Annotated in this window: 16 protein-coding genes and 7 pseudogenes; 10 read left to right on the forward strand and 13 right to left on the reverse strand. The window is 67.5% G+C overall.

Features of this window, described 5'->3' with window-relative positions:
- Positions 1-85: 85 nt before the first annotated feature.
- Both OG953_RS43100 and murF read right to left on the reverse strand, forming a co-directional pair.
- Positions 86-379: pseudogene (locus OG953_RS43100) on the reverse strand (peptidoglycan bridge formation glycyltransferase FemA/FemB family protein); the annotation flags it as partial.
- Positions 380-644: 265 nt separating this feature from the next.
- Positions 645-2,027: a UDP-N-acetylmuramoyl-tripeptide--D-alanyl-D-alanine ligase gene (gene murF / locus OG953_RS43105; RefSeq protein ID WP_317865730.1), complete on the reverse strand. Its 1,383-nt coding sequence runs from the start codon at positions 2,025-2,027 to the stop codon at positions 645-647.
- Between the two features lie 441 nt (positions 2,028-2,468).
- On the opposite strand from murF, the gene vanH reads away from it, so the two are divergent.
- From vanH to OG953_RS43125, 4 genes are read left to right on the forward strand one after another with little or no spacing between them, the layout of a single operon-like run.
- Complete coding sequence (vanH, locus tag OG953_RS43110) at positions 2,469-3,509, forward strand: D-lactate dehydrogenase VanH (protein WP_405681786.1); 1,041 nt, start codon at positions 2,469-2,471, stop codon at positions 3,507-3,509.
- On the forward strand, positions 3,497-4,537 hold the full coding sequence (gene vanA / locus OG953_RS43115; protein ID WP_326763361.1) for a D-alanine--(R)-lactate ligase: 1,041 nt from the start codon (positions 3,497-3,499) through the stop codon (positions 4,535-4,537). Before vanH ends, vanA begins: the two co-directional genes overlap by 13 nt.
- Positions 4,534-5,142, forward strand: coding sequence for a D-Ala-D-Ala dipeptidase VanX (vanX, locus tag OG953_RS43120; RefSeq protein WP_148841722.1), 609 nt, complete (start codon positions 4,534-4,536; stop codon positions 5,140-5,142). The genes vanA and vanX overlap by 4 nt, the downstream gene beginning before the upstream one ends.
- 58 nt (positions 5,143-5,200) lie before the next feature.
- Positions 5,201-5,785, forward strand: a complete 585-nt coding sequence (locus tag OG953_RS43125) for a hypothetical protein (protein ID WP_405681785.1) — start codon at positions 5,201-5,203, stop codon at positions 5,783-5,785.
- Between the two features lie 160 nt (positions 5,786-5,945).
- Here the strand turns inward: OG953_RS43125 and OG953_RS43130 are convergent.
- Positions 5,946-6,219, reverse strand: a pseudogene (locus tag OG953_RS43130) (IS5/IS1182 family transposase); the annotation flags it as partial.
- Between the two features lie 863 nt (positions 6,220-7,082).
- On the opposite strand from OG953_RS43130, the pseudogene OG953_RS43135 reads away from it, so the two are divergent.
- From OG953_RS43135 to OG953_RS43145, 3 genes and pseudogenes are all read left to right on the forward strand, one after another.
- Positions 7,083-7,781: pseudogene (locus OG953_RS43135) on the forward strand (ABC transporter transmembrane domain-containing protein); the annotation flags it as partial.
- A 187-nt stretch (positions 7,782-7,968) separates the two neighbouring features.
- Entirely contained in the window at positions 7,969-8,715 is a 747-nt protein-coding gene (locus tag OG953_RS43140) for a cation:proton antiporter (RefSeq protein WP_405692428.1), read from the forward strand.
- Positions 8,716-8,932: 217 nt separating this feature from the next.
- On the forward strand, positions 8,933-10,072 hold the full coding sequence (locus tag OG953_RS43145; RefSeq protein ID WP_405681784.1) for a lipid II:glycine glycyltransferase FemX: 1,140 nt from the start codon (positions 8,933-8,935) through the stop codon (positions 10,070-10,072).
- Between the two features lie 30 nt (positions 10,073-10,102).
- Here OG953_RS43145 and OG953_RS43150 read toward each other — a convergent pair.
- The 3 pseudogenes from OG953_RS43150 to OG953_RS43160 all read right to left on the reverse strand — a co-directional run.
- A pseudogene (locus OG953_RS43150) lies at positions 10,103-10,302 on the reverse strand (ferredoxin).
- Positions 10,303-10,999: 697 nt separating this feature from the next.
- A pseudogene (locus OG953_RS43155) lies at positions 11,000-12,504 on the reverse strand (ISL3 family transposase).
- Positions 12,505-12,768: 264 nt separating this feature from the next.
- A pseudogene (locus OG953_RS43160) lies at positions 12,769-13,107 on the reverse strand (helicase associated domain-containing protein); the annotation flags it as partial.
- A 225-nt stretch (positions 13,108-13,332) separates the two neighbouring features.
- Between OG953_RS43160 and OG953_RS43165 the strand changes: the two are divergent.
- Genes OG953_RS43165 through OG953_RS43175 form a run of 3 tightly spaced genes read left to right on the forward strand, consistent with a single transcriptional unit; the run spans position 13,333 to position 16,890 of the window.
- Complete coding sequence (locus OG953_RS43165) at positions 13,333-15,024, forward strand: Mu transposase C-terminal domain-containing protein (RefSeq protein WP_405681783.1); 1,692 nt, start codon at positions 13,333-13,335, stop codon at positions 15,022-15,024.
- Positions 15,021-15,764 (forward strand): AAA family ATPase, encoded by a 744-nt coding sequence (locus tag OG953_RS43170; protein ID WP_405681782.1) that lies wholly within the window; start codon positions 15,021-15,023, stop codon positions 15,762-15,764. Before OG953_RS43165 ends, OG953_RS43170 begins: the two co-directional genes overlap by 4 nt.
- Positions 15,765-15,777: 13 nt before the next feature.
- Complete coding sequence (locus OG953_RS43175; protein WP_405681781.1) at positions 15,778-16,890, forward strand: hypothetical protein; 1,113 nt, start codon at positions 15,778-15,780, stop codon at positions 16,888-16,890.
- A gap of 32 nt (positions 16,891-16,922) precedes the next feature.
- Here the strand turns inward: OG953_RS43175 and tpg are convergent, their stop codons facing one another.
- From tpg to OG953_RS43210, 7 genes and pseudogenes are all read right to left on the reverse strand, one after another.
- The gene (tpg, locus tag OG953_RS43180; RefSeq protein WP_405681780.1) at positions 16,923-17,477 is read right to left on the reverse strand and encodes a telomere-protecting terminal protein Tpg; all 555 of its coding nucleotides are present in this window, start codon (positions 17,475-17,477) and stop codon (positions 16,923-16,925) included.
- Positions 17,478-17,931: 454 nt separating this feature from the next.
- The gene (locus tag OG953_RS43185; protein WP_405681779.1) at positions 17,932-18,120 is read right to left on the reverse strand and encodes a hypothetical protein; all 189 of its coding nucleotides are present in this window, start codon (positions 18,118-18,120) and stop codon (positions 17,932-17,934) included.
- A gap of 46 nt (positions 18,121-18,166) precedes the next feature.
- Positions 18,167-18,628 carry a hypothetical protein gene (locus tag OG953_RS43190; protein WP_405681778.1) on the reverse strand — a complete coding sequence of 154 codons (462 nt, stop codon included), beginning with the start codon at positions 18,626-18,628 and terminating at the stop codon, positions 18,167-18,169.
- A 432-nt stretch (positions 18,629-19,060) separates the two neighbouring features.
- Positions 19,061-20,701: pseudogene (locus OG953_RS43195) on the reverse strand (Helicase associated domain protein); the annotation flags it as partial.
- A gap of 233 nt (positions 20,702-20,934) precedes the next feature.
- A complete protein-coding gene (locus OG953_RS43200) occupies positions 20,935-21,231 on the reverse strand; it encodes a hypothetical protein (protein WP_405681777.1) in 297 nt (98 codons plus the stop codon).
- Positions 21,228-23,450, reverse strand: a complete 2,223-nt coding sequence (locus tag OG953_RS43205; RefSeq protein WP_405681776.1) for a Helicase associated domain protein — start codon at positions 23,448-23,450, stop codon at positions 21,228-21,230. The genes OG953_RS43200 and OG953_RS43205 overlap by 4 nt, the downstream gene beginning before the upstream one ends.
- Before the next feature lie 156 nt (positions 23,451-23,606).
- Positions 23,607-26,756 (reverse strand): hypothetical protein, encoded by a 3,150-nt coding sequence (locus OG953_RS43210; RefSeq protein WP_405681775.1) that lies wholly within the window; start codon positions 26,754-26,756, stop codon positions 23,607-23,609.
- Positions 26,757-26,947 lie beyond the last annotated feature (191 nt).

Consider the following 26,947-nt stretch of genomic DNA (forward strand, 5'->3'; position numbering starts at 1 on the left):
CCTGCTCACGCCCGAACTACGCCGGTCGCTGCTTCCACGCCCACTTCGCGTCTCGCCCGCCGAGTTCCGCCACCGACAGGCCGCCTCAGCCTCGATGGGATATGGAGACGTCGAATGCCTTACAAAGCAGGCGATTCAGCGGCAGATCCCATTCGCCGAGATACTCCAAGGCTTCGCCGCCGGTGCCGACCTTGAACTGGATCAGGCCCAGGTGCAGGAAGTTGTCGTCCACGGCGCCGGTGATGCCGCGCAGGTCGTGGACCGTACATCCGGCAGCCAGAGCATCAGTGATCATCTTCCGCTGCACGGCGTTCGACCCACATACCTCCCGTTCGGCCGTGGCGGAGGCGCCGTAGCTGTACCAGGCGTGTTCTCCGACCCGGCCCGCAGCTCGCAGCACTCCAGATGCGGGCCACCGCCGTCGACCCGATGCGTAGGGCGAAGGTGCCAGAGTGCTTCAGGTGGTCCACCAATGGGTCGAGCCAGCCGGCCAGATCATCCGAGGCCCAGTCGATCACCGGCCCTTCGGGCAGGTACGCCAGCGATGTCTTGAACCCGGGCAGCCGCCACCGCAGGTTGGGTCGCGTTGGACGAGGCGTGATCGCTCACCGTGATGGCACGTACCCGAAAAGCCACAGCCGCTCCTACCTGTCGTCCATCGGTCGACCTACCAGCACATCGTGGGGTCCGGACGCGAGCGCGGCGGCGACCTTGTCGAGGCGCGCCCCGCGGGAGGCCTTGACGAGCACCACATCGCCGGCAGTGAGCCGACCGCGCAGCCACTCGACGGCCGCGGCGTTGTCGGCCAGCGCCACCGCCCGCTCTCCGGCACCGTCGGCGAGCGGCCGGGTGCCGACCGCGACCACCACGTCGGCCCGGGAGGCGGCGTACTCCCCGATGGCGCGGTGCTCGGCCTCGTTGTCGTCGCCGAGTTCGAGCATTTCGCCGAGGACGGCGATGCGGCGCCCGCCCTCGATTGCCGCCAGCGCGTCCAGGGCGGCGCGGGTCGAGTCGGGGTCGGCGTTGAAGGAGTCGTTGAGCAGCGTTGCGCCGCCGACGAGGTCACGTAGTTCCAAGCGCCACTTCGACAGCGAGACCGTGGGCAGCGCTGCCGCGGCCCCATCGAGGGGAACGCCGGCCGCCAGCCCTGCCGCCGCGGCAGCCGACGCGTTGAGCGTCTGGTGAGTGCCCACGAGCGGCAGCCCGACGCGAGCCGAGGTGGCGGCGGTCCGCAGTGTGAAGGACGGCCGGGCGAGCCGGTCAAGGACTACGTCGAGTACGCGAACGTCGGCGTGTTCCGCCTGGCCGAACGTCAGCACCGGGCAGTCGGTGAGCGAGCGCATCGCGACCACCCGGGGATCGTCGGCGCTCAGGACCGCGGTGCCGCCGGGCGCCAGACCCTGCACCAGCTCACCCTTGGCCTGGGCGGTTGCCTCGCGCGACCCGAGATGGCTGAGGTGGGCCTGGCCGACGTTGAGGACGACACCGACGTCGGGCGCGACCAGGCCGGTGAGTTTGGAGATGTCGCCGATGCGGCGGACTCCCATCTCAAGGACGAGGAACCGGGTGGCCGCGTTGGAACGCAGCATGGTGAGCGGCACGCCGAGGTCGTTGTTGAGCGAGCCGATCGTGGCGATCGTCGGCGCGGCGCTCGACAGCACGGCCGCCAGCAGGTCCTTGGTGCTGGTCTTGCCGCGGGATCCGGTCACCCCGACGACAGTCAGCCCGTCGCGCAGCCGTGCCACGACGTGGGTGGCGAGCGCCTGCAACGCGGCCTTGGCGTCCTCGACCACGACGGTCGGTAGCGCCGTGGGCCGGGAGCCGAGCACGGCCACCGCGCCGGCCCGGCCGGCCTGGATGGCGTAGTCGTGGCCGTCGACGTGTTCGCCGGCGAAGGCCACGAAGAGGCCGCCCGGCTCGGCCTGCCGGCCGTCGAGCACGGCCGGCGCGGTCACTGTCACGGCGCCGTCGCCCTCGACCGTCCCGCCGACAACTGTGGCGATCTCACCGAGGCTGAGCGGGATCATGCCCGGACCACGCAAGGATCGGCGAAGCACATCAACAACCGTCCGGTCGCTGTGCTGGCGATCGGGGGCGGGCTGGCGAAGTAGAGGATGGCAGAGGCTGATTCGCTGGAACTCATGCCTTCCAGTCAAGAGAGCGTGGTGTTGCCGGCGCGTATGCAGTTTTCGATACGTCGACGATATGTATGTTGCCGGCCGCTACAGGCGCAGGACGATGCTCGTCCTGATCTTCAAGGACGAGTCCCCAGCCCGTAGAGGTGCCGGCGAGGCGAATGCACAACACGTTGCGTGTCGCCCGCAGAGCTCCGGTCGATCCCACGGGCGAAGCCAGCGCGGCCGACCAGCCGCATCCATGCTCGCGCAGGGTGTTGGCCGGCAACGTATCGTCGGCGTATCAAAAAATGCATACGCGCTGGCAACACCACGCTCTCTTGACTGGCAGGCATGAGTTCCAGCGGACCAACACGAGCAGCGGCGTGCCGCACCCGAGCGCCAGCGTCGCCCTCACGGGCTGTCTCGGCAACGGGAATCACAGTCTATGGGTGCGAGCAGGACGAGGCCCTTCTATTCCGAGAAATGGCGCCTCGCTTTGGCATGGCGCCAACCATCACAAAGGAAGCGGTATCTGAAGCCAATATCGACCTGGCAGTCGGGAACCGATGCATCAGCATCGGCCACAAGACGCACGTCACCCGTGCCACACTCAGCGCACTGAGCCGCGCCGGTGTGGAGTATCTCTCCACACGAAGCGTCGGATGCAACCACATCGACGTGAGCTACGCGGACAGCGTCGGTATCTCCGTCGGAAACGTGGCGTATTCTCCCGACAGCGTTGCCGACTACACGCTCATGCTGATGCTGATGGCCGTGCGCCACGCGAAGGCCACCGTCCGCCGCACCGATGCTCATGACTACCGGCTGAGTGAGATACGCGGCAAAGAGCTGCGCGACCTGACTGTCGGAGTGGTCGGCACGGGGCGTATCGGCACAGCAGTCATCGACCGATTGCGAGGCTTCGGCTGCCGCGTGCTGGCCTACGACAATCGCCCCAAGACCCCCGCCGATTACACGCCGATCGACGAGCTGCTTCAGCACAGCGACATTGTCACGCTCCACACCCCGCTCACCGCAGAAACCCGCCATCTCGTCGATCGCCGACGTATCGACCAGATGAAACACGGCGCGTTCATCGTCAACACCGGACGCGGGCCACTCATCGATACCGAAGCCCTTCTATCGGCATTGGAGAGCGGCAGATTGGGCGGCGCGGCGCTGGACGTCCTCGACGGCGAAGAAGGAATCTTCTACACCGACTGCCGGAACAAGCCCATAGAGAACCGCCAGCTGTTGCGACTACAGGATCTGCCGAATGTGCTCATCAGCCCGCACACGGCCTATTACACCGACCACGCGCTGAGCGACACCATCAGAAACAGCCTCATCAACTGCCTCAACTTTGAAAGCGGGAAAACATGGACAGGTTGAAGATCGGCGTCATCTTCGGGGGCTCTTCCGAAGAACACCCCGTCTCCGTCAAGTCCGCCCAAGAGGTCGCAAAGAACCTCGACACCGGTAAATACGAGCCGTACTGGATCGGCATCACGCAGTCCGGTGCCTGGCAGCTCTGTGACTCCCCTGGCACAGACTGGGAGAACACCGACGCTCGGCCGGTCATGCTGTCACCCGACCGAAGCGTCCACGGACTGCTCGTCCTGGAACAGGACCGATTCGAAGTGATCCGTCTGGACCTCGTGCTGCCCGTCCTGCACGGCACACTCGGCGAAGACGGGGCGATCCAGGGCCTGTTGGAGCTCTCTGGCGTCCCCTATGCCGGCTGCGATATCCAGAGCTCTGCCATCTGCATGGACAAATCCCTGACCTACGCCGTCGCCAAGAGCGCGGGCATCGCCACGCCAAATTTCCGGGTGGTCGCGGGAGACGAGAAGGTCGACGCCGAACAGCTTCCTTATCCCGTCTTCGTGAAGCCGGCCCGTTCGGGCTCATCCTTCGGCGTCAGCAAAGTCGCCGGAGCAGAGGACTTGCCGAGTGCGCTGGAGGCCGCACGGCAGTACGACTCGAAGGTCCTGATCGAAGAGGCCGTGGCCGGGAGCGAGGTCGGCTGCGCGATCCTGGGGGACCCATCCACCCCGATCGCGGGCGAGGTGGACCGCGTAGCCCTCTCCCACGGATTCTTCAGGATCCACCAGGAGGAGTCACCCGAGAGTGGTTCGGAGAACTCGACGTTCATCGTTCCCGCCGACATCTCCGAAGAATCGCGTCGGCTCGTCCAAGAGAGCGCCAAGACCATCTACCGCACACTGGGCTGCCAGGGGCTTGCCCGCGTGGACGTGTTCCTCCAGGACGACGGCCAGGTGGTACTCAACGAAGTCAACACCTTTCCCGGCATGACCTCCTACAGCCGCTATCCCCGGATGATGGGCGCCGCAGGAATGCCGCTTTCCGACGTCATCGACCGGCTCGTGTCAATGACACTGCACCGGAAAAAGCGATGAACGGCGACTTCGGGTACCTGGACGAGCTGGTGCCCGGCATCCGTTGGGATGCCAAGTACGCCACCGGGGACAACTTCACCGGAAAGCCGGTAGACGGATACCTGGTGAATCGGATAGTCGGCACCAGAGCCTTGTGCGCAGCCCTGGGGCGAGCGCAGGAAAAAGCCGCGTCCCGCGGCTTCGGCTTGCTTGTCTGGGACGGATACCGTCCGCAACGCGCCGTCGACTGCTTCATGCGCTGGTCCGAACAGTCGGAGGACGGCCGGACAAAGCAGCGGCACTACCCCAATATCGACAGGTCCGAGCTTTTCGACAAGGGATACGTGGCTGCCAAGTCAGGCCACAGCCGCGGCAGTTCCGTCGACTTGACGCTCTACACCCTTGCCACCGGAGAAAATGCTTGCATGGGTGGTGACCACGACCTCATGGACTCGATCTCACATCATGGAGCAGCAGGAATAAGACCCATCGAAGCGGAAAACCGCGAGCACCTTTGCTCCGTAATGGAGGACTGCGGATTTGCTCGCTACGCCTGCGAGTGGTGGCACTACACGCTGGAAAGCGAGCCTTACTCAGATGTCTATTTCGACTTTCCCATCACATGATGGAAGCCTCCCTTACGTCTCACAGTGGGGAAGCCTGGACCGGAACGACGAGGTCGTCATGCGGCGTGCCGCCCCATCCAGGATCGACGTCTTCCTGAGGCGCACCGATCCATCGCAACTGCACGACTGGACCTCCGACGGGTACCACTCGCGCGAGGAGTACCTGTTCTGGTCCCGCAAAGTCTGCGGCTTGGCATGTCTGCAGTCCCTGCTCCACGGCTGGACGGACACCCGACTGCTGATGCGTGAACTCCTTGCGCTGGCCCTCGACTGGGGTTGCTACGTGGCGGAACCCCAGGGCAAGGTCCAAGGACTGATATACCGGCCATTCATGGCTTGGGTCAGCTCACACTTCGGATTCAAATGCCAACTGGTCGAGAACACACCGATTCAAGCATCCGCCCGAGCGGTGCGCCCCGGGCAAGCCCTGATCGCTTCAGTGTCTCCTGAGATTCGCGACCCAAGCACCTATAAACCGCGGCGGGGAGGGCATCTTGTGCTGGTTCATGAGGTCCATGGCGGGACGGTGCGGTTCCATAATCCGTCGGGCTACTCCCACAATGCGGACTCCGCATCGCTGCCCATGCGCGTATTCGAGCGCTTCCACGCAGGACGAGGAATCCTGGTCAGTGTGACACCGTGAGGCCAGGCGAACCGGCACCGCGCGCCGCTGCGAGCGCACGATTGAGGGTCTGCTGAGCCGGCATCAGCCCGGCCCGGGCGGGCGCGGGAGGAGTGTGGTCCCTCACGGCCCGTCCCCCGAGCCGTGGTCGGCCTGAAAGAGCTCCAGTTGAGCTTCTTCGGCGCTGCCGCTGCGGGCTGGAGACCGCTTCGGCGATTGACGTCCTGCGGTGGGACTGCCACGGTATCTGCGGACGACCCGCCAGGACGTCAGGCGGGCGGCGCCGCGCTCGACCGGTGCCCGGGCCCGCCGGGGGCCCCGGTGACGCCCGCGCTCAGCCAGGGGCCGGCGCCCTGGGTCGGCGGGATCGGCCAGGACGGAAACGGCCTGGCCCTCACAGATGCGGATGATCCGGTGAGTGCGGGCGCGGTCAGGTCGTGAGCCCGGCCCGACAGCGTGCGGGCGGAATACCCCACGACGGTCGCTGAGATGTACCACGGGGGTCGGGACGCCCCCCGTACACAGCCTTCTCCACACCCAGCTCCACCGGCCGGTCCGCGTTGCCGGACCGGTCCGACCCCTGCGGTACGGCGATCATCGGGGCCCTGTTCGCGGCGGTGCCTCACTGCAGTCGGGGCCGACCACTTCGGTGGTGGGCTGCATGACCCTCGGGATCAGGACCAGGGCTTGTTCCGGGCTGCCCGGCATGAAGGTGAAAGCCGGCCGCCCGGTGACTGCCCGCACCTGCACCCCGTGCCGGCGGCGCGTGGGGGAGCAGTCCGCGCGTGAGACTGCGACCCGGTCGCACTCGGCGAGGGCGCCGCCCGGCAGAGGGTCGAGTACGGCAGGACAGATGACCAACGAGGCCCCCCGGGCAGCATGATGGAGACATCAGACATCTCGATCAACAGCCCCGGGGCCTCGCTCGTGGCGGCTCGCAGACCGTCACTTGACGCGGCCACCTCGAGGCTCACCGTCGGCAAAAGCGGGATCACGTCACGGCGGCAAGCCGACGAGCCCCGGGGCGAGAGGGTGATCGCGGTGGTCCCCCGCGCCGCGGCAGCCGTGCGGCACGGACACCGACAGATGCGTCCAAGTGCCCGAAGTCTTCAGTTGGACTCACTCGTGGACATCGACTTGGTTCAGCACGATTGAGATTCGCTGACTTCGTGAGCCGTGTGAGAGGGGCACCTGCGTGGAAATGGTGTTGCGCTACCAGGGGGTGAGGAAGAGCGATGACGATCCCGATCCCTGGCGGACCACGATCCACCCGGGGACGGTGCGCCGAGTGCTCGCCTACTTCCGCCCGCACATCCGCATGGTGGCGCTCTTCGTCGTAGTCGCCACGATGGAGGCGCTGACCGTCGCCGCAACTCCCTTGCTGCTGAGGGAGCTCGTCGACAACGGCATCGTCAAGAACGATCGCGGGGTCGTGATCTTGACGGCCTGCCTGGCCGTCGGCCTTGCCGTGCTGGGCGCGGGGTTGTCGCTGGTGTCCGCCTACATCTCCGGGCGGATCGGGCAGGTGGTCAGCTACGACCTCCGGGTTCAGGCGCTCGACCACGTCCGGCGGCTGCCGCTCGCGTTCTTCACCCGCACCCAGACGGGGGTGCTGGTCGGCCGGCTGCACACCGAACTGATCATGGCACAGCAGCAGTTCAGCGGCTTGCTGATGGCGGCCACCAGTGCGGTCATGGTCGTGGTGGTGCTGGCCGAGCTGTTCTACCTGTCGTGGCTTGTCGGCGTCATCACGCTGGCGCTGGTTCCGATATTCATCGTGCCCTGGGTTCACGTGGGGCGGGTGATACAGCGGCGCACCCAACGGCAGATGGACGAGAACGCCGGCCTCGGCGGACGGCTGCAGGAGCGGTTCAACGTACAGGGGGCGATGCTCTTTAAGCTCTTCGGCCGTCCGGACGAGGAGATGGCCGAATACGCGGATCGTGCCAATAGGATCCGCAAGATCGGCGTGAACCTTGCCGTCTGGGGCCGGATGGCCTTCGTGATGATGACGCTGATGGCCTCGCTCTTCCGCTATCCCACCGCGGAGGAGGTCTCACTGGCGTCTCTGGAGCATCTGCGGACCGATCGCGAGCACGGGAAAGCGACGCCGGATGTCCTGCGCGACGTGAGTTTTCACGTGCAGGCCGGAACCCTCACCGCAGAACTCCCGCCTGGGGCGGCTGTCCCTGGTCGCCGCCTCGATCGACGACGCGGCGGCCTGGTGCTTCCTGGCCACGCTGACGGCCGTGCACACCGGTTCCGGGGCCGCCGACGCTCTGCCCATGATCGGCTACAGCATCCTGTTCACCGCCGTGATGCTGCTCGGAGTGTCCCGGCTGCTGCGGCCGCTGGCGCGGCACGTCGGCCGACAGGGCACGCTGAGCCCCGGCGTGATGTACGTCGTCGTCATCGTCCCGATCGTCTGCGGATACCTCACCGACCTGATCGGGATCTACTCGGTCTTCGGCGGCTTCATCGCCGGCCTGGCCATGCCCCGTGACCCGCAGTTCCGCCAAGCGCTGCACAGCCGGATGATGGATACCGTCTCCACGCTACTGCTGCCCGTCTTCTTCGCCCTGTCCGGCCTCACCACCGACCTGCGGAGCATCTCGGCCGACACCCTGCTGTTCGGCGTCGCCGCGCTCCTGGCGGGACTCGCGGGCAAATACTTCGGCAGCACCCTGGCCATGAAGACACTCCGCTTCAGTTGGCGCGAGGCATTCGCTGTGGGAGGAAGTATGAACGCCCGCGGCATGATGATCATCATCTTCATCAACATCGGCTTGGCGCAGGGCCTGATCACCAAGCCGGTGTTCTCCGTTCTCGTCATGGTCGCCGTCATCACGAGCACCGCGGCCCTGCCGCTGTACCGCCGGGCGCTCCCGAAACACCTGGAGATGCACTCGGCAGCGAAGCGCCCACTCCGGCGCCGGCACCACGCCCCCTGACGACAACCGACATGCACTGATGTGCAAGTACCCGCCGGAGGTCCAGACCCATGGTCGGGCCGAGGACATCCCGGCAGCCACCGGCTGGTGGCGGCCAGAACCAGATAGTGAGCCGCCGGGTGGTGACATATCGTCGGCGTATCGAGAATCGCATACGCCCGGGCAACACCCTGCTGCATTGACTGGTGGCATGTCCTTCAACCCCTCCAGCGAACCAATGCGACCTGCAGCCCGGAATCCGGTCGTCAGGCCGATCAGCGCCGCCGAGCATATGGCGTTCGTGCGGGCCCAGCGGTCGGTCAGCTTTCTGCAGACCCCGGCGTGGGGCCGCGTCAAGACCGAGTGGCGCAGCGAGTCCCTCGGCTGGTTCGAGGGTCGGCGCCTGGTTGGTGCTGGGCTCGTACTGCACCGCCCGGTGCCGCGGCTCGACCGCTTCACGCTGGCGTATCTACCCGAGGGCCCGGTCATCGACTGGAGCGGCGAGATCGGTGCTTGGCTCGATCCGCTGGCGATCTATCTCAAGGCCCACGGCGCGTTCGCGATCCGGCTCGGCCCGCCGGTGCGCACACACACCTGGAGCGCCGCCCAGGTCAAGGAGGGCATCGCCGACCCGGGCAGCAAACGGCTCACCGACATCTCCGGCCACTGGGCCGACCCGGTCGGTGCCCGCGTGGCCAGCTGGTTCCGGGACGCCGGCTGGCTGCCGCAGAGCCCGGAGGACGGGTTCGGGGTCGGGCATCCACAGTTCAAGTACGAGATCCCGATGGTAGGCAGGACCGAGGACGAGCTGCTCAGGGGCATGAACCAGCAGTGGCGTCGCAACATCAAGAAGGCGGCTAAGGAGGGCGTCGAGGTCACGGTCAGCGACAGGGGCCCGGAGGACCTCAAGGCGTTTCACGACCTCTACGTCCACACCGCCGAGCGCGACCACTTCACACCCCGGCCGCTGCGCTACTTCGAGACCATGTTCGCGGCGCTGAGTGCCGAGGACCCCGAGCGGATCAAGCTCTACCTGGCCCGCCATCAGGGCGACTTGGCCGCCGCTACTCTCCTGGTCCGCGTCGGCACCCACGCCGTGTACGCCTATGGCGCCTCCTCCACCGCGAAGCGCGAGGTGCGCGGCTCCAACGCCTGCCAGTGGGCGATGATCCGCGACTCGCTCGCGGCCGGCTGCGACGTCTACGATCTGCGTGGCATCACCCCCACCCTCGACGCCGACGACCCGCACGTCGGCCTTGTCCAGTTCAAAGTCGGCACCGGCGGCCAGGCGATGCGGTACATCGGCGAGTGGGACCTGCCGCTGCGACCGATGGTTTACCGGGCCTTCGATCTCTATATGAGGCGGCGCGGACGCTGAACCGCACACACGACTCGATCGGTGCGGCGGTCACGACGACTCCCCGAGCCGGATCGCAGCCGCGGGGCATATCGTGGCCGACTCGCGTACGGCGTCGTGGAGTTCGGAGGGCGGAGTGTCATCGAGGAGTTCGACCATGCCGTCCTCGTCCCGCTGGTCGAAGACGTCGGGGCGACCATCACGCACTGGCCCGAGGCAACACACCTGGGAACGTCGACCTCAACACGCATCATGGTTCTTCCCTGTTTCTCTGTGCGGGGCCCGTCACCAGATGACGGGTATTTACTCGACGCCGTAGACGATGGAGCCCTGCCTGAAGTCGATCTCCCTCCGTGGCACGGCAATCTTCAGGTCGGGAGGTGCCGGAAGAGCTCGGGCAGGACGATCCGCAGTTCGGTACGGGGCGGGCACTGGAAGGGCCGGGGATGACTCCGTTGCGCGAAGGGGACTTGGGAAGGTCACCTCCGCAACGGAGAAGCTTCGTTGCGTGTGGTTGCGCATCCATCCATCATCGTCTCGCTACTGTGACCTGCGCACTCACAAGATCCCCGGGGCTTTGCAATCGCCCTGCCTGGCTACCGGCGACTGCGATATTCGCGTTACGCCGACGACACCATGCTCGGGTTCGCAGGACCGAATGCAGAAGCCGAGAAATAAAAGAGCGGCTGGCGCCCGAAAACACCACAGATGGGTCTGGGTAGCGAGCGGTAGAACTCGGTTGGTTGATTGCTATCGGCATCCGGCGGTGAGCCGGCCGTCGAAGGCGTTGAGCGCTGCCTTCCAGCGCATGGTCATCAACGGCATCCACGGCGGCCTCCCCGGCCTTGGCATCACTCATCACGTCAGCCATCAACTGTTGTTTCCAACTCGGGAGTTACACCAGTCACCGGGCTCTGTCCCGTAATCGGTGGTAGCGCTATGTGGTGGTCATTGGAGGAGGATGCGGTGGCGGAGCAGGGGAATCCGGCTCGGCCGTGCATCTGTCTCGTGATCCTCTTGGTGCGTGTGTTGACGCCCTCGGTGCGGCCGTTGTGGTGGGGGTGAGTGAGGCCGGCGTTGACCGCGGCGCGGTCGAGTTCGAGGCCGTTCGCGAAGGTGTGCAGGTGGGGCAGGTTGCAGGCGCGGACGGCTGTGATCCACTCGGTGAGCTTGGTGTCGTTGCCGGTGGCGGGGGTGAGGAGTTCAGCGAACTCCTTGACGAGACGCGCGAGTTCGGTCATCTCGGGGCAGGCGGCGGTGAGTTCACACAGGAGTTCGGCGTCCTTGTCCCGCAGGTTGTCGGGGTGGGTGAGGAGAAGGCGGGCGAGGCGGCGCGGGGTGATGACGGGCCGGTCGCCCTCGGCCCGGCCCTGGGTGATGTAGCGGTAGAGCAGATTGAGGCTGCCGGTGTAGCCCAGTTCCTTGATCTCGCGGAAGAGCTGAAGCACGGGGACGGCGGGGTCCGCGGCCCGGCGGGCGCGCAGGTGGTCGCGGTAGGGGTCGACGAGGGTGGGCCGGTACTGCGGGGCCCGGCGCAGGGCGTTGGGCTCCTGGGTGCGGGCGTAGCGCTTGACGGTGTTGAGGGCGAGGTTCAGGCGGCGGGCGCATTCGAGCAGGCCGACGCCCTTGCCAAGGAGGTCGTGGACCTGGTGCCAGCGTTCGCGGGTGGTCTGCCCGCGTGCTCCCTCGGGGCGGGGTGGGTTGACGGTGGCCCAGCAGGAGCTGTGGGAGCGGACCTCGGCCAGGGCCTTGTCGCAGAGGTTGTGCCACAGGTGCCACCGGTCGCTGACCTGCACCGCGGCGGGCAGGGCCCGGCGTATGGCCTCGCCGTAGGCGCCTGAGCCGTCCCGGCAGACGATCTCAGCGCCGGGATGTTCGCGCAGCCACGCCTCAAGGGTGTCCGCGCTGCGGTCGGGGAGTACGTCGATCCGCTCGCCGGTCTCGGCGTTGATCACGATGGTGGCGTACCGGTGGCGGCGCTTGAGCGCGAAGTCGTCCACGCCCAGCACCCGCGGTACCCGGCGCGGAGGCAGCGGCAGTCGCATGAGCATCCGCAGGGCGGTCGAGCGCGACACCGCGGTGGCCAGAGCCCGGGAGAGGCGGGCGCCCGCCCGGCCCGCTAACTCCCTGACTACGCTGCCGAGTTGGTCGGTGAGCCGGTTCGTCCGGCGCTGGTAGCGCCCCAGCAGGCCGGGCACCTGCTCACGAAACGTCTGCCGCGGACAGCCCAGCACCGGGCACACCAGGCGCCGCACCCTCACCGACACCACCACCCGCCTGCCGTCCACCGCCACGTCCGCCACCGTCCGGCCGTGAAAGCCGTGCACCCGCCCGGTCGGCGTCCCGCACACCGGACACGGCACCGGATCATCGCGGGTACGCGCCACCACCCGGACCAGCTCACCCTCATCCGCCACACCCTCGATGACCAGGGCAGACAGACCCGAAAACACCACACCCACAAGGGCATTGACCTCAAGCACGCCCCAGCCTGACACACAGTGACGTACGGTCACCACCGATTACGGGACAGAGCCAGTCACCGTACAGACCCGCTGCAAGAACGACTGACCAGCGCCCGCCAGAACAACCGCTTCATGGACAAACGCATCGCCGACCTCGAAGCCCAACTCGCTCCGTACCTCACCACCTCGCCGCCGCGCCCCTGACCCAAGCTTCTGATCCATTGCCAAACGAGAGGGGCCTGCCAACGACCGTCAGAACCAGTCGATGCCCAGGTCCCGCAGCGCTGCCCGCTGTTCCGGGGTGAGCTTGTCCCGTCTCGATTTGGTGTTGCTGTACCAGATGCCGAGCTTGGTCTCGGTTCCGTCGGGCAGGACCTCCACCGCCTTCCGGGGTACGGGTCGGTCCGCGCCTTCCCGCTCGATCCACTGGGCGAGAGCCGACAGGCCCCGCTGGAACGCTTGCTGTGCCTTGCCCTGCCCCTTGGCCGCGCCGGCCGCCGCCGGGGCAGGAGACGGGGCCTGAGTGCCCCGTATGCCCAGCGCTGTCAGCCGTTCCTGCTGTTCGGTCGACAGCTGCGCCCAGGTGCCCGGTGCGATGTGCCGGTTTCGTGTCACTGGAATGGTGTCAGTGACGGCACGTCAGATGTGGGGGGTTTGTGCTGTTGGTGGCCCGGTTTGGGGGATCGGGTCACTGACATGGGGTGGTACATGGGGGTCATGCTGCTGACACGGAGCGGTACATCCCCCTGTGCTCCGCTGTCATGGGAACGGTACTTCTGATCCTTGAGCGGCTGCGTGGCGGCATCGTGGGCTGGCATGGAGGACGGTGGTGTTGTTGATGCGGGCGGCGGATTGCCTGTGGCGTCGCGGGTGGCATTGCGTGGTCCGGCGGTTCGGCGGCTGCTCGCGCTGCGGGTGGGGGGTGAGCTGACTGCAGGTCATGTCCGGGTGGCTGCGGTAGCGCTGGGGGTGTCGGAGCGCACGGTGTGGCGGTGGCTGGCCGTCGCTGCTGAGGGCGATGAGGCCGCGGCTGCCGCTCCGGCGGACCGTGGCCGTGTCGGTGTGAGGTTCACGATCACCCCGGAGGTGCGCGGTCTGCTGGCGTTGTGGAAGGGGAACGTACGGGCGGTCCACCGGGAATTGACGGTCCGGGCGGCTCGCCAGTCCCCGCCCGGTGCAGCGCCGTCACTGACGACGCTGCACCGGGCGATTCGGCGTGATCTGTCGCCGGGTGAGCGGGCGGGGCTTGTGGGTGGGGAGCGGGCGGCGCGTAAGCATGATGTGTTCCTGGCCCGGCCGCGGGGCTGGCGGAACCAGGTGTGGGAGAGCGACCATGTGCAGGCCCCTGTGCTGGTCGATGTCGAGGGGACCGCGCGCAGGCCGTGGATCACGTGGTTCACCGACTGCGCGACGAACGCGATTACCGGTGTCGTGGTCACGCCGGTGCATCCGTCGCGGGAGTCGGTGCTCGCGGCGCTGCGCTCCGCGGTCCTGCGTGAGGACCCTTACGGCCCGTTCGGCGGTCTGCCGGAGACGGTGCGGGTGGACCGGGGCAAGGACTTCTTGTCCAGGACGGTGACGGCCGCGTTCGATCTCCTGGATGTGACGGTGGAGGACCTGCCCGCCTACACCCCTCACCTCAAGGGCACTGTGGAGGGCCTGAACCGTGCTGTGGAGGGCATGTTCCTGGCCGCGCTGCCCGGCTACGCCCGCCAGCCCCGCCCCGGCAAACGGCCTTCCCGCCCGAAGGACGAGATGCTGCTCGGCTTCGAGGATTTCACCGCCCGGCTGCTGGCCTGGACACGGTGGTGGAACACCGAGCACCGCCCCGCGCCGTTGCGGGGTAGGACTCCGCTTGAGGCGTGGCAGGACGACCCCACCCCGCTGCAGGACGTGTCGGCGGCGGATCTGTGGACGTTCACCCTGGAGGACGCCGGTACCCGCACGCTGACCACCCGCGGAGTCCGCTTCCGTAAACGCGACTACGTCGGGGCGTGGATGACCGGCCAGGCCGGGATCCACGTCCGCATCCGCTTCATGCCTCACCACGACCACTGCATCGAGGTCTACCACGCGGCCACCGGCCGCTACCTCGGTCCTGCGGACCTGGCCGACCAGGCCACCGAGGAACAGGTCAGAGCGGTACGGCGGGTGCGGGCCGCCCGCACCCGCCGCCTGAAGAAGGACCTGGAGGCTTCCCAGCGCGAGCGCTACGCCGCCGCCACCCAGCCCGAGGCTCCGCAGCGGCTCGGCGCGCTGACCGCTGTGCAGGCTGAGGCCGAGCTCGCCCAAGCCAGTGATACCGACCTGTCGGATCTCGCGATGCCGGACCTCATCCCGCCCGCTGCGCCTCCGGCCGGGTGGCGCACTCCTGCTTCCCTGGCCGCGCTGACCACGCCAGGCCGGCCCGCACCGGTCCTGCCCGGCCGTGATTCCACTCCCGCCCCCGATGGCCTGGGCGGGCGGGCCGCACGTCTCACCACCGACGAAGACGGAGATGCCTCGTGACCGCGGCCACCTACCAGTACGTCGACCTGCCTGATGCGTCCGTGGTCACCACCCGCGCCCTGCTCACCGCCCGGGAGAACATCGCCGACACCGTCGCCGCCCGCGCGATGATGTGCATCCACGGCGGCGCCGGTTTCGGCAAGACCCTCGCCGTCAACACCTGCCTGCGGGAACTCGAACCGCACGAGGACGTCCGCAAGATCACTTTCCGGGCCCGGCCCACCGCCCGCGCGGTGCGCTACGAGCTGTTCACCGCGCTCGACCTGGCCGGCGAGCCACCGCGCCACCCCAGCGAGTTCGACCGCCTGCTGAAGACCGCTCTGGCTGAACGCCCCCGCACCTTCCTTGTCGACGAGGCCCAGTGGCTCAACGGGGAGGCGTTCGAATACTTCCGCTACCTGTGGGACGAACCCTCAACCCAGCTCGCGATCATCTTCGTCGGCGGCGAGGGCTGCCACACCGTGCTGCGCCGCGAACCGATGCTCTCCTCCCGCATCTTCATCTGGCAGCACTTCACCCGCCTCACTCCCAGCGAGGTCCTCGAGGCCATCCCGCTATTCCATCCGATCTGGGCCGACGCCGATCCCAAGGACATCACCTTCGCCGACAGCCACGCCGCACACGGCAACTTCCGCGCCTGGGCCCAGCTGACTGCCCATACCCGCACCGCCCTGGCACGCACCGGCCGTCCCCGCGTGGACCAGGAACTGCTGCGCTGGGCCTTCAGCCGCCTCGCCTGACCACCCCACCGCCATGCCGCTCACCGTGCCACCGCCGTCCGTCACTGTGGTCCTCGATCCAGGCGACGACGTGATTCACACCCACACCGCCCTGGCCGCCCACCACCTGCCGTCCGGCCGGATCACCCTGCACCCCGGCCCAGGCACCACTAGCGAGACCGGCCTCGCGCACGACCTTCTCGCCGCCTTGGGAAAACCGCCTCTGCTCCCGGGCCGCTTTCCCGGCGGCCGTCAGCCCGCCTGGGAAGCAGCCACTTCCTGGACGGCCGCCCTGCCCGTCACCCGGCTGACCGTCCTGCGCGCCCACCGCCTCACCGCCCGCCGTGTGATGCGCCTCCTGCAGCTACAGGCCCTCACCGGTATCCAGCTGACTCTGGTCTGCCACCGCCCTCACCTTCCCGCTGCTCTGCACCAGGCCCTGCGGACGGCCGACTACTCCGTCACCGCCGACTTCGAGGCAGCCCGCCGCCACTACTACGGCACACCTATCGCCGAACCCCCGCCTGCAGACGAGCCCGCCGGGCCGGCCAGCCGATGGCTCACCTTGCCCGCACTGGAACGCCTCGTCTCCTACGACAGCCCGCGCCCCTGCTCCGTCCCGTGCATGCCGCCGCCGATTGCCTGGCGGCACCGCCCACCGCCCGTGCCTCTCACCACGCACACCGCCCAGCGAGTCGCCCACCGGCTGCACGCGGCGACCGCGCATCCTCGCCTGGCTGCGGCCGTCGCTGCCGCACTGTTCACCGGCGCATCCCTCCAGCAACTCGCCACCGCCCGCCCCCGCGACTACGACGACGCCGCGGCCACGCTCGCCCTGCACGACCGCGCCCGCTACACCGACGGCTGCGCCGCCTACCCCGTACCCGACTGGGCGGGCGTCTTCCTACGGGCCGCGGCCTGCTTCACCCGGCTCGGATCCGGCGAGGACCAGGAACTGCTCGCCGCGCCAGGCGACCGCGGACACCTGCTGCGCATGGCGGAGACGACCAGACTGCGCCCGCCCCAGCCGCCCGCAGCCCGCCGCCAAGGCCCGGCCGGCCGCGTGGAGTGGGACTGGGGCGAGCGGCAGGAAGCCGAGAGGTACGAAGCGATGCCGACCAGTCGCGTCAGGTCCTCGCGACGCTGAACACCCTGACGCGGTCACGCGACGAGGCAGGCTCAGCCGATCGAGAAGTTGGCGAACTCGATGTCGCTGAAAGCGATATGCAGACCGTGGGCCCGGCGGCCCCATTCGCGAAAGTAGGAGTGCCCCAGCGCACGGGCGAGAATGACCGTCTGCTGCTGCTCGCCCGCGCCGGCATCCCGAGCGGCGAACAGTTCCCGGGCTACCTCTCCCGGCAGGTCCTGGGTGATCCATCGCACCCGCGGATCGTCCGAAGACCCTGCCGGCGCGGCAAACCCGAATCGCGCCCTGGTATGGAAGACGAAGCCTTCCGCCTCGGCCTGGGCACGCCGACGGGCCCGTATCCGGGGCTGCCACCGAGCCAGGACCGCTTCCTCGATCGCCTGGACATGCTGCGGACCCGGCGGACGACGTGCTCCGGACTTCTTTGTCACCCACCGCTGCACGGTGCGCTGTGAAACGCCCAGAAGGCGTGCCACCTTCCTCGTGGAGCCCTTCTCGGACCTCATAAGGAAACGCAATGCCGAGGCGCCTGTAGGTACCGGGCGTGTCAGCAGCGCTCGCTCAATTCCGTCACTGATCTCCCCCACGACTCTCTCCCCGGCGCTTGACCCCTATGGCTATCTGAGCTGCCATACCTCCCACAGACGCGGCCACCCACGATCGAGATCCGCCGTACAGGGCACACGATGGGCAAACCTGGGCTATAGACGCAGAACGGGAGACAGGGACGGTGACGGACCGAGGGCAGAGCGCCCCGGTTCGACCCGCCGATTGTCAGTGCTGCGTGGGCGTCTTTGGGTACGCAACAGGGCAACGAGCAAAGTGCTGAGGTGCATGCCATGGTTGTGCGTGCACCCACTGCGCGAGTGCCGTCGGCCCGCACTGGAACGCCTGCTGCGCCTTGTTCGGGCTCTTTGTCGCAAGGCCGCCCGCAGGGCCAGGAGACGGCGACTGGGCGGGCTTGATGCCCAGCACGGTCAGCCGCTCCTGCTGCTCGGACAGGAGCCGCGCCCAGGTGCCCGGCCGCTTCTGCTGCTCCAGTTACAGTCCGATGTCGTCTCCGGCCATGAGGACGCCGGGTGTGATGCCGGGCAGCTGGCCATCGGCATCGGCCAGGTCGGCGAGGACGCGGTGGTGGCGCTGCCAGTCCAGCGGCCAGGGGCAGTTCCAGTCCGGGTCGATAGCGGTGAGCTGCGCCGCGCGCTCCGGGTCCTGCGCTGCCCACTCCAATCCGAGGTCGACGAGGGGCCTTGACCCTGGAATCCTGCTGATGCCTCTACACCGCTGCGCCTCCGAGGATCCTCAGTGAGTACCTCTCGTATGTGCGGTGCAGAACCATCCTCACGGGGCCCGAGACCAACACTCCGCTGACAACGTACTCCCGTTCGATTCCCGTCTTGGTCACCTGCTTCTCGTACAGGGAGTCGGTCTCCTTCTTCGCCCGGTCGAGCCACGAGGACGCCTTGTCATGGTCGATTCCGGCGACGTCGAGACCTGTGCAGGAAGCCAGGAACTCGAAATCGCCTGGTGCCTTCGTACCCGCGGCGCACAGCAGGGAGGACATGTTCTTGTGATCGGCGTAGCCGGCCGACACGGTCATCCCGTTCTTGCCGCGCCCGTGAACGTACGTCCTCATTTTCCCGTCGGGCATCTCCTGCTCGACGGGCTTTTCGAGGCGGACCTTCCAGTCCTTCGCCAGTCCGGTGAGGAAATCGTTCCCGGTGTATCCCGTGGCCATCGTCCTGCCCGGGCTAAGCGTGGCCCTGGTCACCGCATGCTTGGGCAGATCGGAGGCATGCGGCAGGGTCTGTGTTGCGGACGGCTTGGGACGAGGTGCCACTGTCCTCGGCGCTTGTGGCGATGCCACGCCGGGGCTGTCCTGGCCACAGGAGGCGGTTCCCACCGCGCCGGCGACGAGAGTTATCAGTACGACGGGAACGCGGAGGGCAGCCCTTGTCCCGAGCCACTGTCCACCCGAACGCGCCCTCTGGATCTGAGGTATCACCGAGGGCCCACTCCTGCCGGGAACTTGAAGCCGTCCTGGACGACAGCCGCCAGCATTCCGGATAGGGCCATGATTCTCTTGCGCACTTCTCTCATGTGCACCTGCTCTCCGAGGGTGTTGTCTGCCGATGCGGAAGCGACTTGCTATGGAAACCAGCACCGGACGCTACACGGCCCACTCCACCCCGAGCTTCCGTAGTGCGTCGAGTTGTTCGGCGGTGAGTTTGTCTCGCCTGGACTTGGTGTTGCTGTACCAGATGCCGAGCTTGGTCTCGCTTCCGTCGGGCGAGGTCTCCACCGCCTTCCGGGGTACCGGTTGGCCTACGCCTTCCCGCTCCACCCACTGCGCGAGGGCCGTCAGGCCGCGGCGGAACGCCTGCTGTGCCTTGCTCGGGCCCGTCGTCGCATGCGTGGCCGTTGGGCTGGGAGAGGGGGCCTCAGTGGGCTGTACGCCCAGCTTGGTCAGTCGTTCCTGCTGTTCGGTGGAGAGCTGCGCCCAGTTGCCAGGCTGCTTTTGCCGCGTGAGCCATCGTCCGATGTCGTCGCCGTCGAAGACGACGCCGGGGTCGATGTGGGGCAGGTGGCCGTCGGCGTCGACAAGGTCGGCGAGCACCTTGTAGTGCCGCTGCCAGTCCAGCGGCCAGGGACAGTCCCAGTCCGGGTCGATCGCAGCCAGCTGAGCCGCGCGCTCTGCTGCCCGTTCCGGGTCCTGGCCCAGCCCGTTCTTCTGGCCCTTCCGCCGGAGGTTGGCCATCTGCTGCCCGATGGGCACCAGGCCCTCGGCCTCGCTCTCGCCCCACATCGCGTCCTGGCGGGGGGCGAGGTGTCCGGTGGACCGGTGGTAGGAGCGGAGTGCGGCGACTTTGTTCTCCCACGCTTCGTCGCCGGGCTCCCACACCATCCCGGCCTCGTCGAGCAGCGTCTTGCGGTGGGGGCCGAGTTCACCTGCGCGCAGCGCCTTGCGCTGCTGGTGGACCCACCGGCCCAGGGGGTAGCCCTTCGTCACGCCGACGGGGGTCTCGGTGTCGTACGGCACGGCGTACAGGCCGACGATCCCGTTCTCGGTACGCCAGCGGAGCAGGGCCCGGTAGCCCTCCAGCCAGACCAGGGATTCGGGCCGGATGACACGGCAACGGGTCAGGGCGGCGATGTCAGCCGCGTCGCGGGGGGAGGCGAAGTTGACCACGACCGAGGCGACCCGGCCGACCTCCTGCTGCGCCTGGCTGGTCTCCTCAGGCACGTCCCCGTTCTCCGGGCCGGCCGCGGCCGCGGGGGAGGGGCGGACGTGGATGCGCCGGCGTTCGGCACCGCGGGTCAGGGCGTGGGAGGCGAGCTGGTCGACCATGCGTTCGGAGTGCGAGCGCAGGGCTTGGAGGATGTCGACCAGGGGCTGGTAGCTGGCCGAGGCGACCATGTCCTTCGGGTCCTCCCCGGGCTGCAGGAAGACCGGGATGATGATCCGCGCCGTCTTCACTGTGCCGTCGGGGTTGGGCCGCAGAGCGCGTCCGATGTTCTGGACGACGTCGACCTGGGAACTGCGCGAGCCGACGATGCACACCGCTTCGACTCCGCGTAGTCCGGTGATGTCGACCCCGACCCCGAGCGCCCGTACCGAGGACAGGAACGCCCGGTGCACCCGCCGGTTCCGGGCGTCGATCCCGTTGGCGAACCGGTGGATCACCGCACGCCGGTGCGCGATGGGATGCTCCCCGCACAGCCAGTCCGCCCACACCCGGTCCGCAGGCACATGACGGCCCTCCTCCAACTCGTACAGCCCGGCGCCGATCGACGACGCGGGCAGCTCCTCCGTGCGATCTCTCGGTTTCGGGACAGTGGTGGTGAGAGACAGTCGGCAGTGGTGTGTTGTCTCTGGGCAGCGGCGGTTTCGGGATGGGGTTCGCTGTCTTGGAAGGGAGAGATGGTGTGCGTGCCTGCTGTCACCGGGCGATAGATGTGCAGGTCGGGCGCTGGCACGAAAGCGAGAGTTCTTACTCGTCGGCTGCGACCCGCGCCCGCCAGTTGATCGTCCTGCCGGTGCTGCTATTCGGTATGTGACGTGTGGGTGGTGATGTGGATGTACTGGACGTCGAGTTGGTTGGCGATGTTGTCGAGGACGTCGGCGAGGCAGCGGACGGTCACGGGCTCAAGGCTGATTCCTGGTCCGTTTTCCGTGGCCAGTACGGGGATGCCGTCGTGCGCGCCGACTTGCCAGGAGCGGGCGATGGACCGCAGGAGCGCGGTGACGTGTTCCGCGGGAACGGTCAGGCGCCCGTCGGGCTCGACATTGACCTCAGGTGCCGCGAGCTGCGCTTCGTGTCCCTCATCCCGAAAACTCATGCCGCCCATTCCACGCCGAGTTCGGCGAGGGCGGTGCGCTGCGGGTCGGTCAGCTTGTCCCTCCTCGCCTTGGTGTTGCTCATAAATACGCCCAGTCGGAAAGAGACCGGTTCGGCCTCGCTGTCGACCGTGATCTCTTCGCTGTGCCCGCGCGGGACGCTGGTTTTGCCCTCCCGCGCGATGTACTGCGCCAGGGCGGCTACGCCCCGCGTGAAGGACGCAGACGCCTTGGCCGGGCCACTAGCTGCGCTCTTCTTGGTTGGGGCCGCAGCGGGCGTCACGCCCAGCTGGGACAGCCGCTCTTGCTGCTCGGTGGACAGCTGCGCCCAGGTGCTCGCTTCCTTTTGCCGCGCGAGCCATCGTCCGAGGTCGTCGCCCTCGAAGAGAACGCCGGGCTGGATGTCGGGCAGGACGCTGTCGGGTTCGTCGGTAGCAAGGTCGGCGAGGACGCGGTAGTGGCGTTGCCAGTCCAGTGGCCAGGGGCAGTTCCAGTCGGGGTCAACCGCGGTCAGCTGTACTGCTCGGGCCGTGGCGCGTTCGGGGTTCCTTCCGAGGCCGTGCTTGCGGCGGAGATTGGCCATGTGCTCCCCGACCGGGGCCAGCTCGCTGTCGGCGTTGCCCCATACGGCGTCGCGCCTGGGGGCGAGGTGGCCGTGGGCGTGCCGGTAGGAGCGCAGTACGGCGAGTTTGTTCTCCCAGGCTTCCTCCCCGGGTTCCCACACCATGCCGGCGTCGTCCGCGTCCAGCAGCTTCTTGCGGTGGTCGTCTAGCTCTCCGGCCCGCAGCGCTTTGCGCTGCTGGTGGACCCAGCGCCCCAGTGGGAATGCCTTCGTGGCGCTCACCGTCGTCTCGGCGTCATAGGGCACGGCATACAGGCCCTCGATGCCGTTGTCGGCCCGCCAGCGGATAAGGGCTTGGTAGCCCTCCAGCCACACCAGTGATTCGGGCCGGTACACCCGGATGCGTAGGAACGCCGCGATGGTGGCCGCGTCGCGGGGGGAGGAGAAGTGCAGCAGCGCCGACTCGGCTGCCGCATCAGTCCCGTCCTTGTGTTCCTGTCCCTCGCTTGCGGCTGCGCTGCCGGCCCGGACGATCCGCCCGTCCTCGTCGCGGACCAGGTGGTGCAGCTTGGCCCGCGGCTGGCGCGACAGCGCCTGCGACGCGAGCTGGTCGACCATGCGCTCCGAGTGACTGCGTAGGCCTTGGAGCACGGCCACAAGGGGCGCGAACGAGGCGGAGGCGACCATGTCCTTCGGGTCCTCGCCCGGCTGAAGGAAGACCGGCACGATGATGCGCGCGACCTTGGTGGTGCCGTCCGGGTTCGGGCGGAGCGCGCGGCCGATGTTCTGCACGATCTCCACCTGCGAGCCGCGGGTGTCGGCGAAGCACACGGCCTCCACGCCCCGCTCGCCCACGATGTCGACGCCTTCGCCGAGGACGCGAACGCTTGCGAGGAAGGCGCGGTGGACCCGCCGGCCGTCAGCGTCCACACCGTTGGCGAACTGCTTCAGGGTCTCGCGCCGTTCGGAGACGAGGTGGTCGCCGCACAGCCATGCCGACCACACCCGGTCCGGCGGGACATGGCGGCCAGGTTCCAGCTCGTAGAACTCAGCGTCGATCGTCGAGGCGGGCAGGCGCTCCGCGTTGGCGATCGCGGCGTCGGACGCCTCGGCCGCATACAGCTCGGCCGCCGTCTCCGGCAGCCTCGTAGCGAACGCGGCGGCCTCCTCCACCCGCTGGTGGAAGGTCATCACGGTCTTGAGGTTGTGGCGCGTGGCATGCTCCAGGAGCGCGGCCTGGAGTAGCGCGAGCCGACGCCCCCTCAGCGCTTCCTCGGACAGTCCGAGGACCGGGTCCGGATCCCGAACTTCTAGAACATCAATCTCAAAACCTGCCAAAATACCCCGCTCGATGCTCTCCGCGAGCCCGAGCTCGAAAATCCATTCGCCGTACGGGCCTGCCAGATCACTGAGCATGGAGGCGATCTCCAGCTCCTCGCCGCCGACGCCCTTCTGGGGGCGCGGCGCGGCCAGGATCCGCGGGGTCGCGGTCAGGTACAACCTGAACTCGGCAGGGATGCGGGCGTTGTCGTGGATCGCGGCCCACGGCCTGCCAAGATCACCTGCGGTTCCGTGGGCTTCGTCCGTTTTACCGACTCTAGAAGTGATCGGGATGTCCCTGAGCTGCTTCGATGCGTCGCGGACATGTTCGCGACGCATAGATTGAGGTGAGACTGGCAGGTGCCGACGACGCGCCCCCTGCCGTCGTTGCCCTCAGCCTTCAGAGCTGGGCAGAGACCAGCCAGCGCGATGGGCACTGTGTGACTGGACAGGTGTGTTTTGGCGTGCCCAACTCTGTGGCGGCCAGTGTCGTGTTCATGGGATACGCGCGGTGGCTTGGCGGACGCGTGCGCTGTTGTCGGTGCGGAGTCGTTCGGTGATGGCTTCGTACTTGAGGCGTTCGCCTGGGGGGAGTTCAGCGAGAATGCGGGCCAGGTTGTGGCGGACGCTGGTGTCGGAGTCCTTGGCGAAGACGCGTGCCAAAGACGGATCCCGGTGATCGGCGCGGCCCCAGCAGATCACGGCAGTCTGCCGCACGAACTGTGTGGGGTGGGTGGCCGTCAGAGACGTCGGCGCGGGGGCTAGGCGGTCGAGTGCGAGCACGGTCCGTGCTTGCAGCCAGCCGTGGCCTCGTTTTTGTTCGGGATGGGTCAGCAGTGGGAGCAGGCGCTGTTCGACGCGTATGGCTTGCTCAGCTGTAGTGGCGAAGACGGCGGTCGCGTGCAGGATCTCTGCGGGCAGACGCCAGTCTCCTCCAGTATTGATCTTGAAGCGGCTCAGGGGGTGCTGGGTGCGTCGGTCGAAGGCGTCGGCCGGGTGCTCTCCAGGATTTGAGTACAGACCCATGAGCCGTTCGAACATGTCGTCTCGCACAGGCGTCGGCAGGGTTTCAGCGAGGATGGACAGCGCGTGAACGGCCTCGGAGCGTCGGTCGGCTGTGTCGTTGCGGTCTTCGGCCCACAACAGCAGGTGTGCTGCGACGCGTTCATGCAAGAGTCTGGTCGGCTCACCTGTGCCCACGGTGCTCTGGTCGTCGCACGCTATGAGGAACGCCGCGCACTGCCGCGCGGTGGTTCCCATGTCATAGAAGGGGCGGACGGTCCCGACCGGTTCGGCCAGCACGGTGTCGGCCAGTTCTCGCGCGGTCTCAGCGACAGACGGGTCGTCCACCCGCCAGCCGGCCAGGAGGGCCGTGGCCCCGCGGTGTCCCTGCTGCGCCCGTTCGCGTACAACTGGCACGGCCGCCGGAAGGTGGGCATGGAGGCTGGCAAGCAGACCCTCAGCGCCTTTTACGTCGAGCTTCCATGCATCCAGCAAGGCTTGGATGGCCTGGTCCGCTACGGGCAGTTCGGCCTTGATGCAGGCACTGAGGAAAGCCAGCATCTGTTCATCGATGTACCGGGAGGTGTTCGGCTCTCTGGGAATACATTCAACCAACAGGGGCAGCACCTGTTGCGCTGACGCCGCTGGCAGTCGCTCATCGAGCGCTCCAAGCGCTCCGAGAGCCTGCATGACCGGATGGATGCCTGCCAGCCCCGACTGCAGGCCCGTGATGACGATGTCCGTCAGGCGGGCAGCGATGCCTGCGACAGCATTATCAGGAATGAGATCCGCCTGCTGGCCGATCACCGTCGCGGCTGCGCTGCATACCCACCGTGCACGCACCTCCAAGAGGTCACATACATCGAGAAACTCGGGGACCGATTCGGCGGCGGAGCGCGCGTCCTTCCTGCGGCCGGCAAGGACGAAGTGACGCACGGCGTGTTTCGTTTCTCCGGCGCGGTTGAAGACTTCGCCGTAGCGTTGGTGGGCGAGGATCTCGTCCGTCAGTGCGCCGGAGATCCGGTCCTGCCACAGCCACTGGTGCGAGGCCCGTGAGGCGTCCGGCAGTCTGTTGTCGACCAGGGCTTCCAGCGCGCTGACGGCCGGGTTGAAGGAGAGGTCGATGAGTCGCGCGCCCTTAACGCCGACCGTGCGGGCCGAGAGCATGGCCTGGGACGATTCTCTGAATCCGACGTTGTACTGGTCGGACAGAAAGGCGATGGACCGCAGGGCGTGCCGGGCGTCGCCTCCCAGGCCCTCTCGGGTAGCGGCCAGTACAGCGCGTCGGTAGACCTCGATGGCTTCGCTTCCGAGGTCTGCAAGGGCCAGGGCGCGTCCGCGGCGCATGTGCACCAAGACCGCGAACCGTTCCGGTATGCGACCGCCCAGAGCGCGCCGGTCGAGGTCGGCAAAGGCGTCTTCCGGGCTCTGTCCGGCTCGTACGGCCAGGTCCGCCAGACAGCACTCCAACCGAATCCGCAAAAGCCCTGTCTGAGAGGTAACAACCTCGGAAGCTAGATCAGACAGGCCCGCCGGATGATCGTCGGGGTCTTCGTCGACAACGATCTGCTCGATTACCGCCAGCACCAAGCGGGGTGCCAAGGGATCGCCTGCCTGCACCACAGCCACAAGCGCGGTGGTCACCGGCGCGAGGTCATATCCGTGCTCGAACCAGTCCGCCAGCGCCTTCAAGATCACGTAGATGTCGGGTGCCGTGTCGCCAGCGTCGGAAGTCAGCCGCTCCAGGCGCTCATTCATGAACATGCGATCGCCGGCCTCGTAGCGGTCGAGCATCAACCTAGCCGCGACGGTGAATGCTGCGCTGTCCTGCCCTGCGGATGCCAGCAGGTCGCGCTGCCGAGTACGCAGCTGGCCGGCATGCCCGGTGAACGAGGCCTGTTCAAGTTCATGCGCCAATTCTCCGAAGAGCTCGGCAGCCGGCCCTGGCTCCGTCTCCGCGAGTTGCTGAGCGCGGTGTAGGGCGTCCGCCAGGCCCAGGTGCTCGAGCGGATCGTTCAACAGCGCGTAGCCATGCGGCAGGGACGGAACCGGAGGCGTCTCCACCCCGCAGAATGCCTTGGCCCACTCTGGACCGAAGACGCCAGCGACAATGTGCGGGCGTTCCCGCAGGAACCGGGACAGGGCGCGTGCGTCGTACAGATCAATCTCTATGTCGCCCTGGTACTTCTCCTGCAGGGCGACAAGCTCGTCTTCCACAGCAGTGTCATCGACGAAGCACCCCGTTGCCAGAACAAAATGCACAGCGTCGAACCGCCGCTCGGACCATCCCTCATCAGAAGTCGTAGTGCGGGGTGGACCGGTGAAGTCGGTGACGGCCGCACGGAGTGCAGGCGCCGACAGGGACACGATCCTGCGCACCTGGTAGACGTGTGTCTGACCTTTCCGCCTGCCGATGAGGTCGAGTCCGCCCTGGTCCTGTCCGGATCGGCCGTAGCCACGGATGTCGTTCATCCCGTCGACAAGCCACATGACCTCGCCGACCACGCGCTCGAACACAGGCGGGGACAGCTCGCCGAAGGGCAACGCCTCGGGGGCAGAAAGGGGCGGGCTGAGGGGTAGTTGACTCCGCCGGCTAACAAGCGCACTGAGACGGATTTCCTCCAAGGGCATTTCAGTAGCCATCCTGCACTCCTTGCTCGCCACCGTCCTGCCGGCGTCTCGCAGTCGTTGAAGTGTCTGCCTTGCGGTTGAACTGGGCTTTCGCACTGGTATATGTGCGTAGTGTGGGTGGGGGTGCCTGCGGGATGTCGACGTCGCTCAGAGGCGTCGGCGCCGATTTGGGGTGCGGTCGTTAAGACGGACGCAGCTTCTTT

Origin of the sequence: Streptomyces sp. NBC_00057 (genome assembly GCF_045041165.1) — a bacterium.
GTDB lineage: Bacteria > Actinomycetota > Actinomycetes > Streptomycetales > Streptomycetaceae > Streptomyces.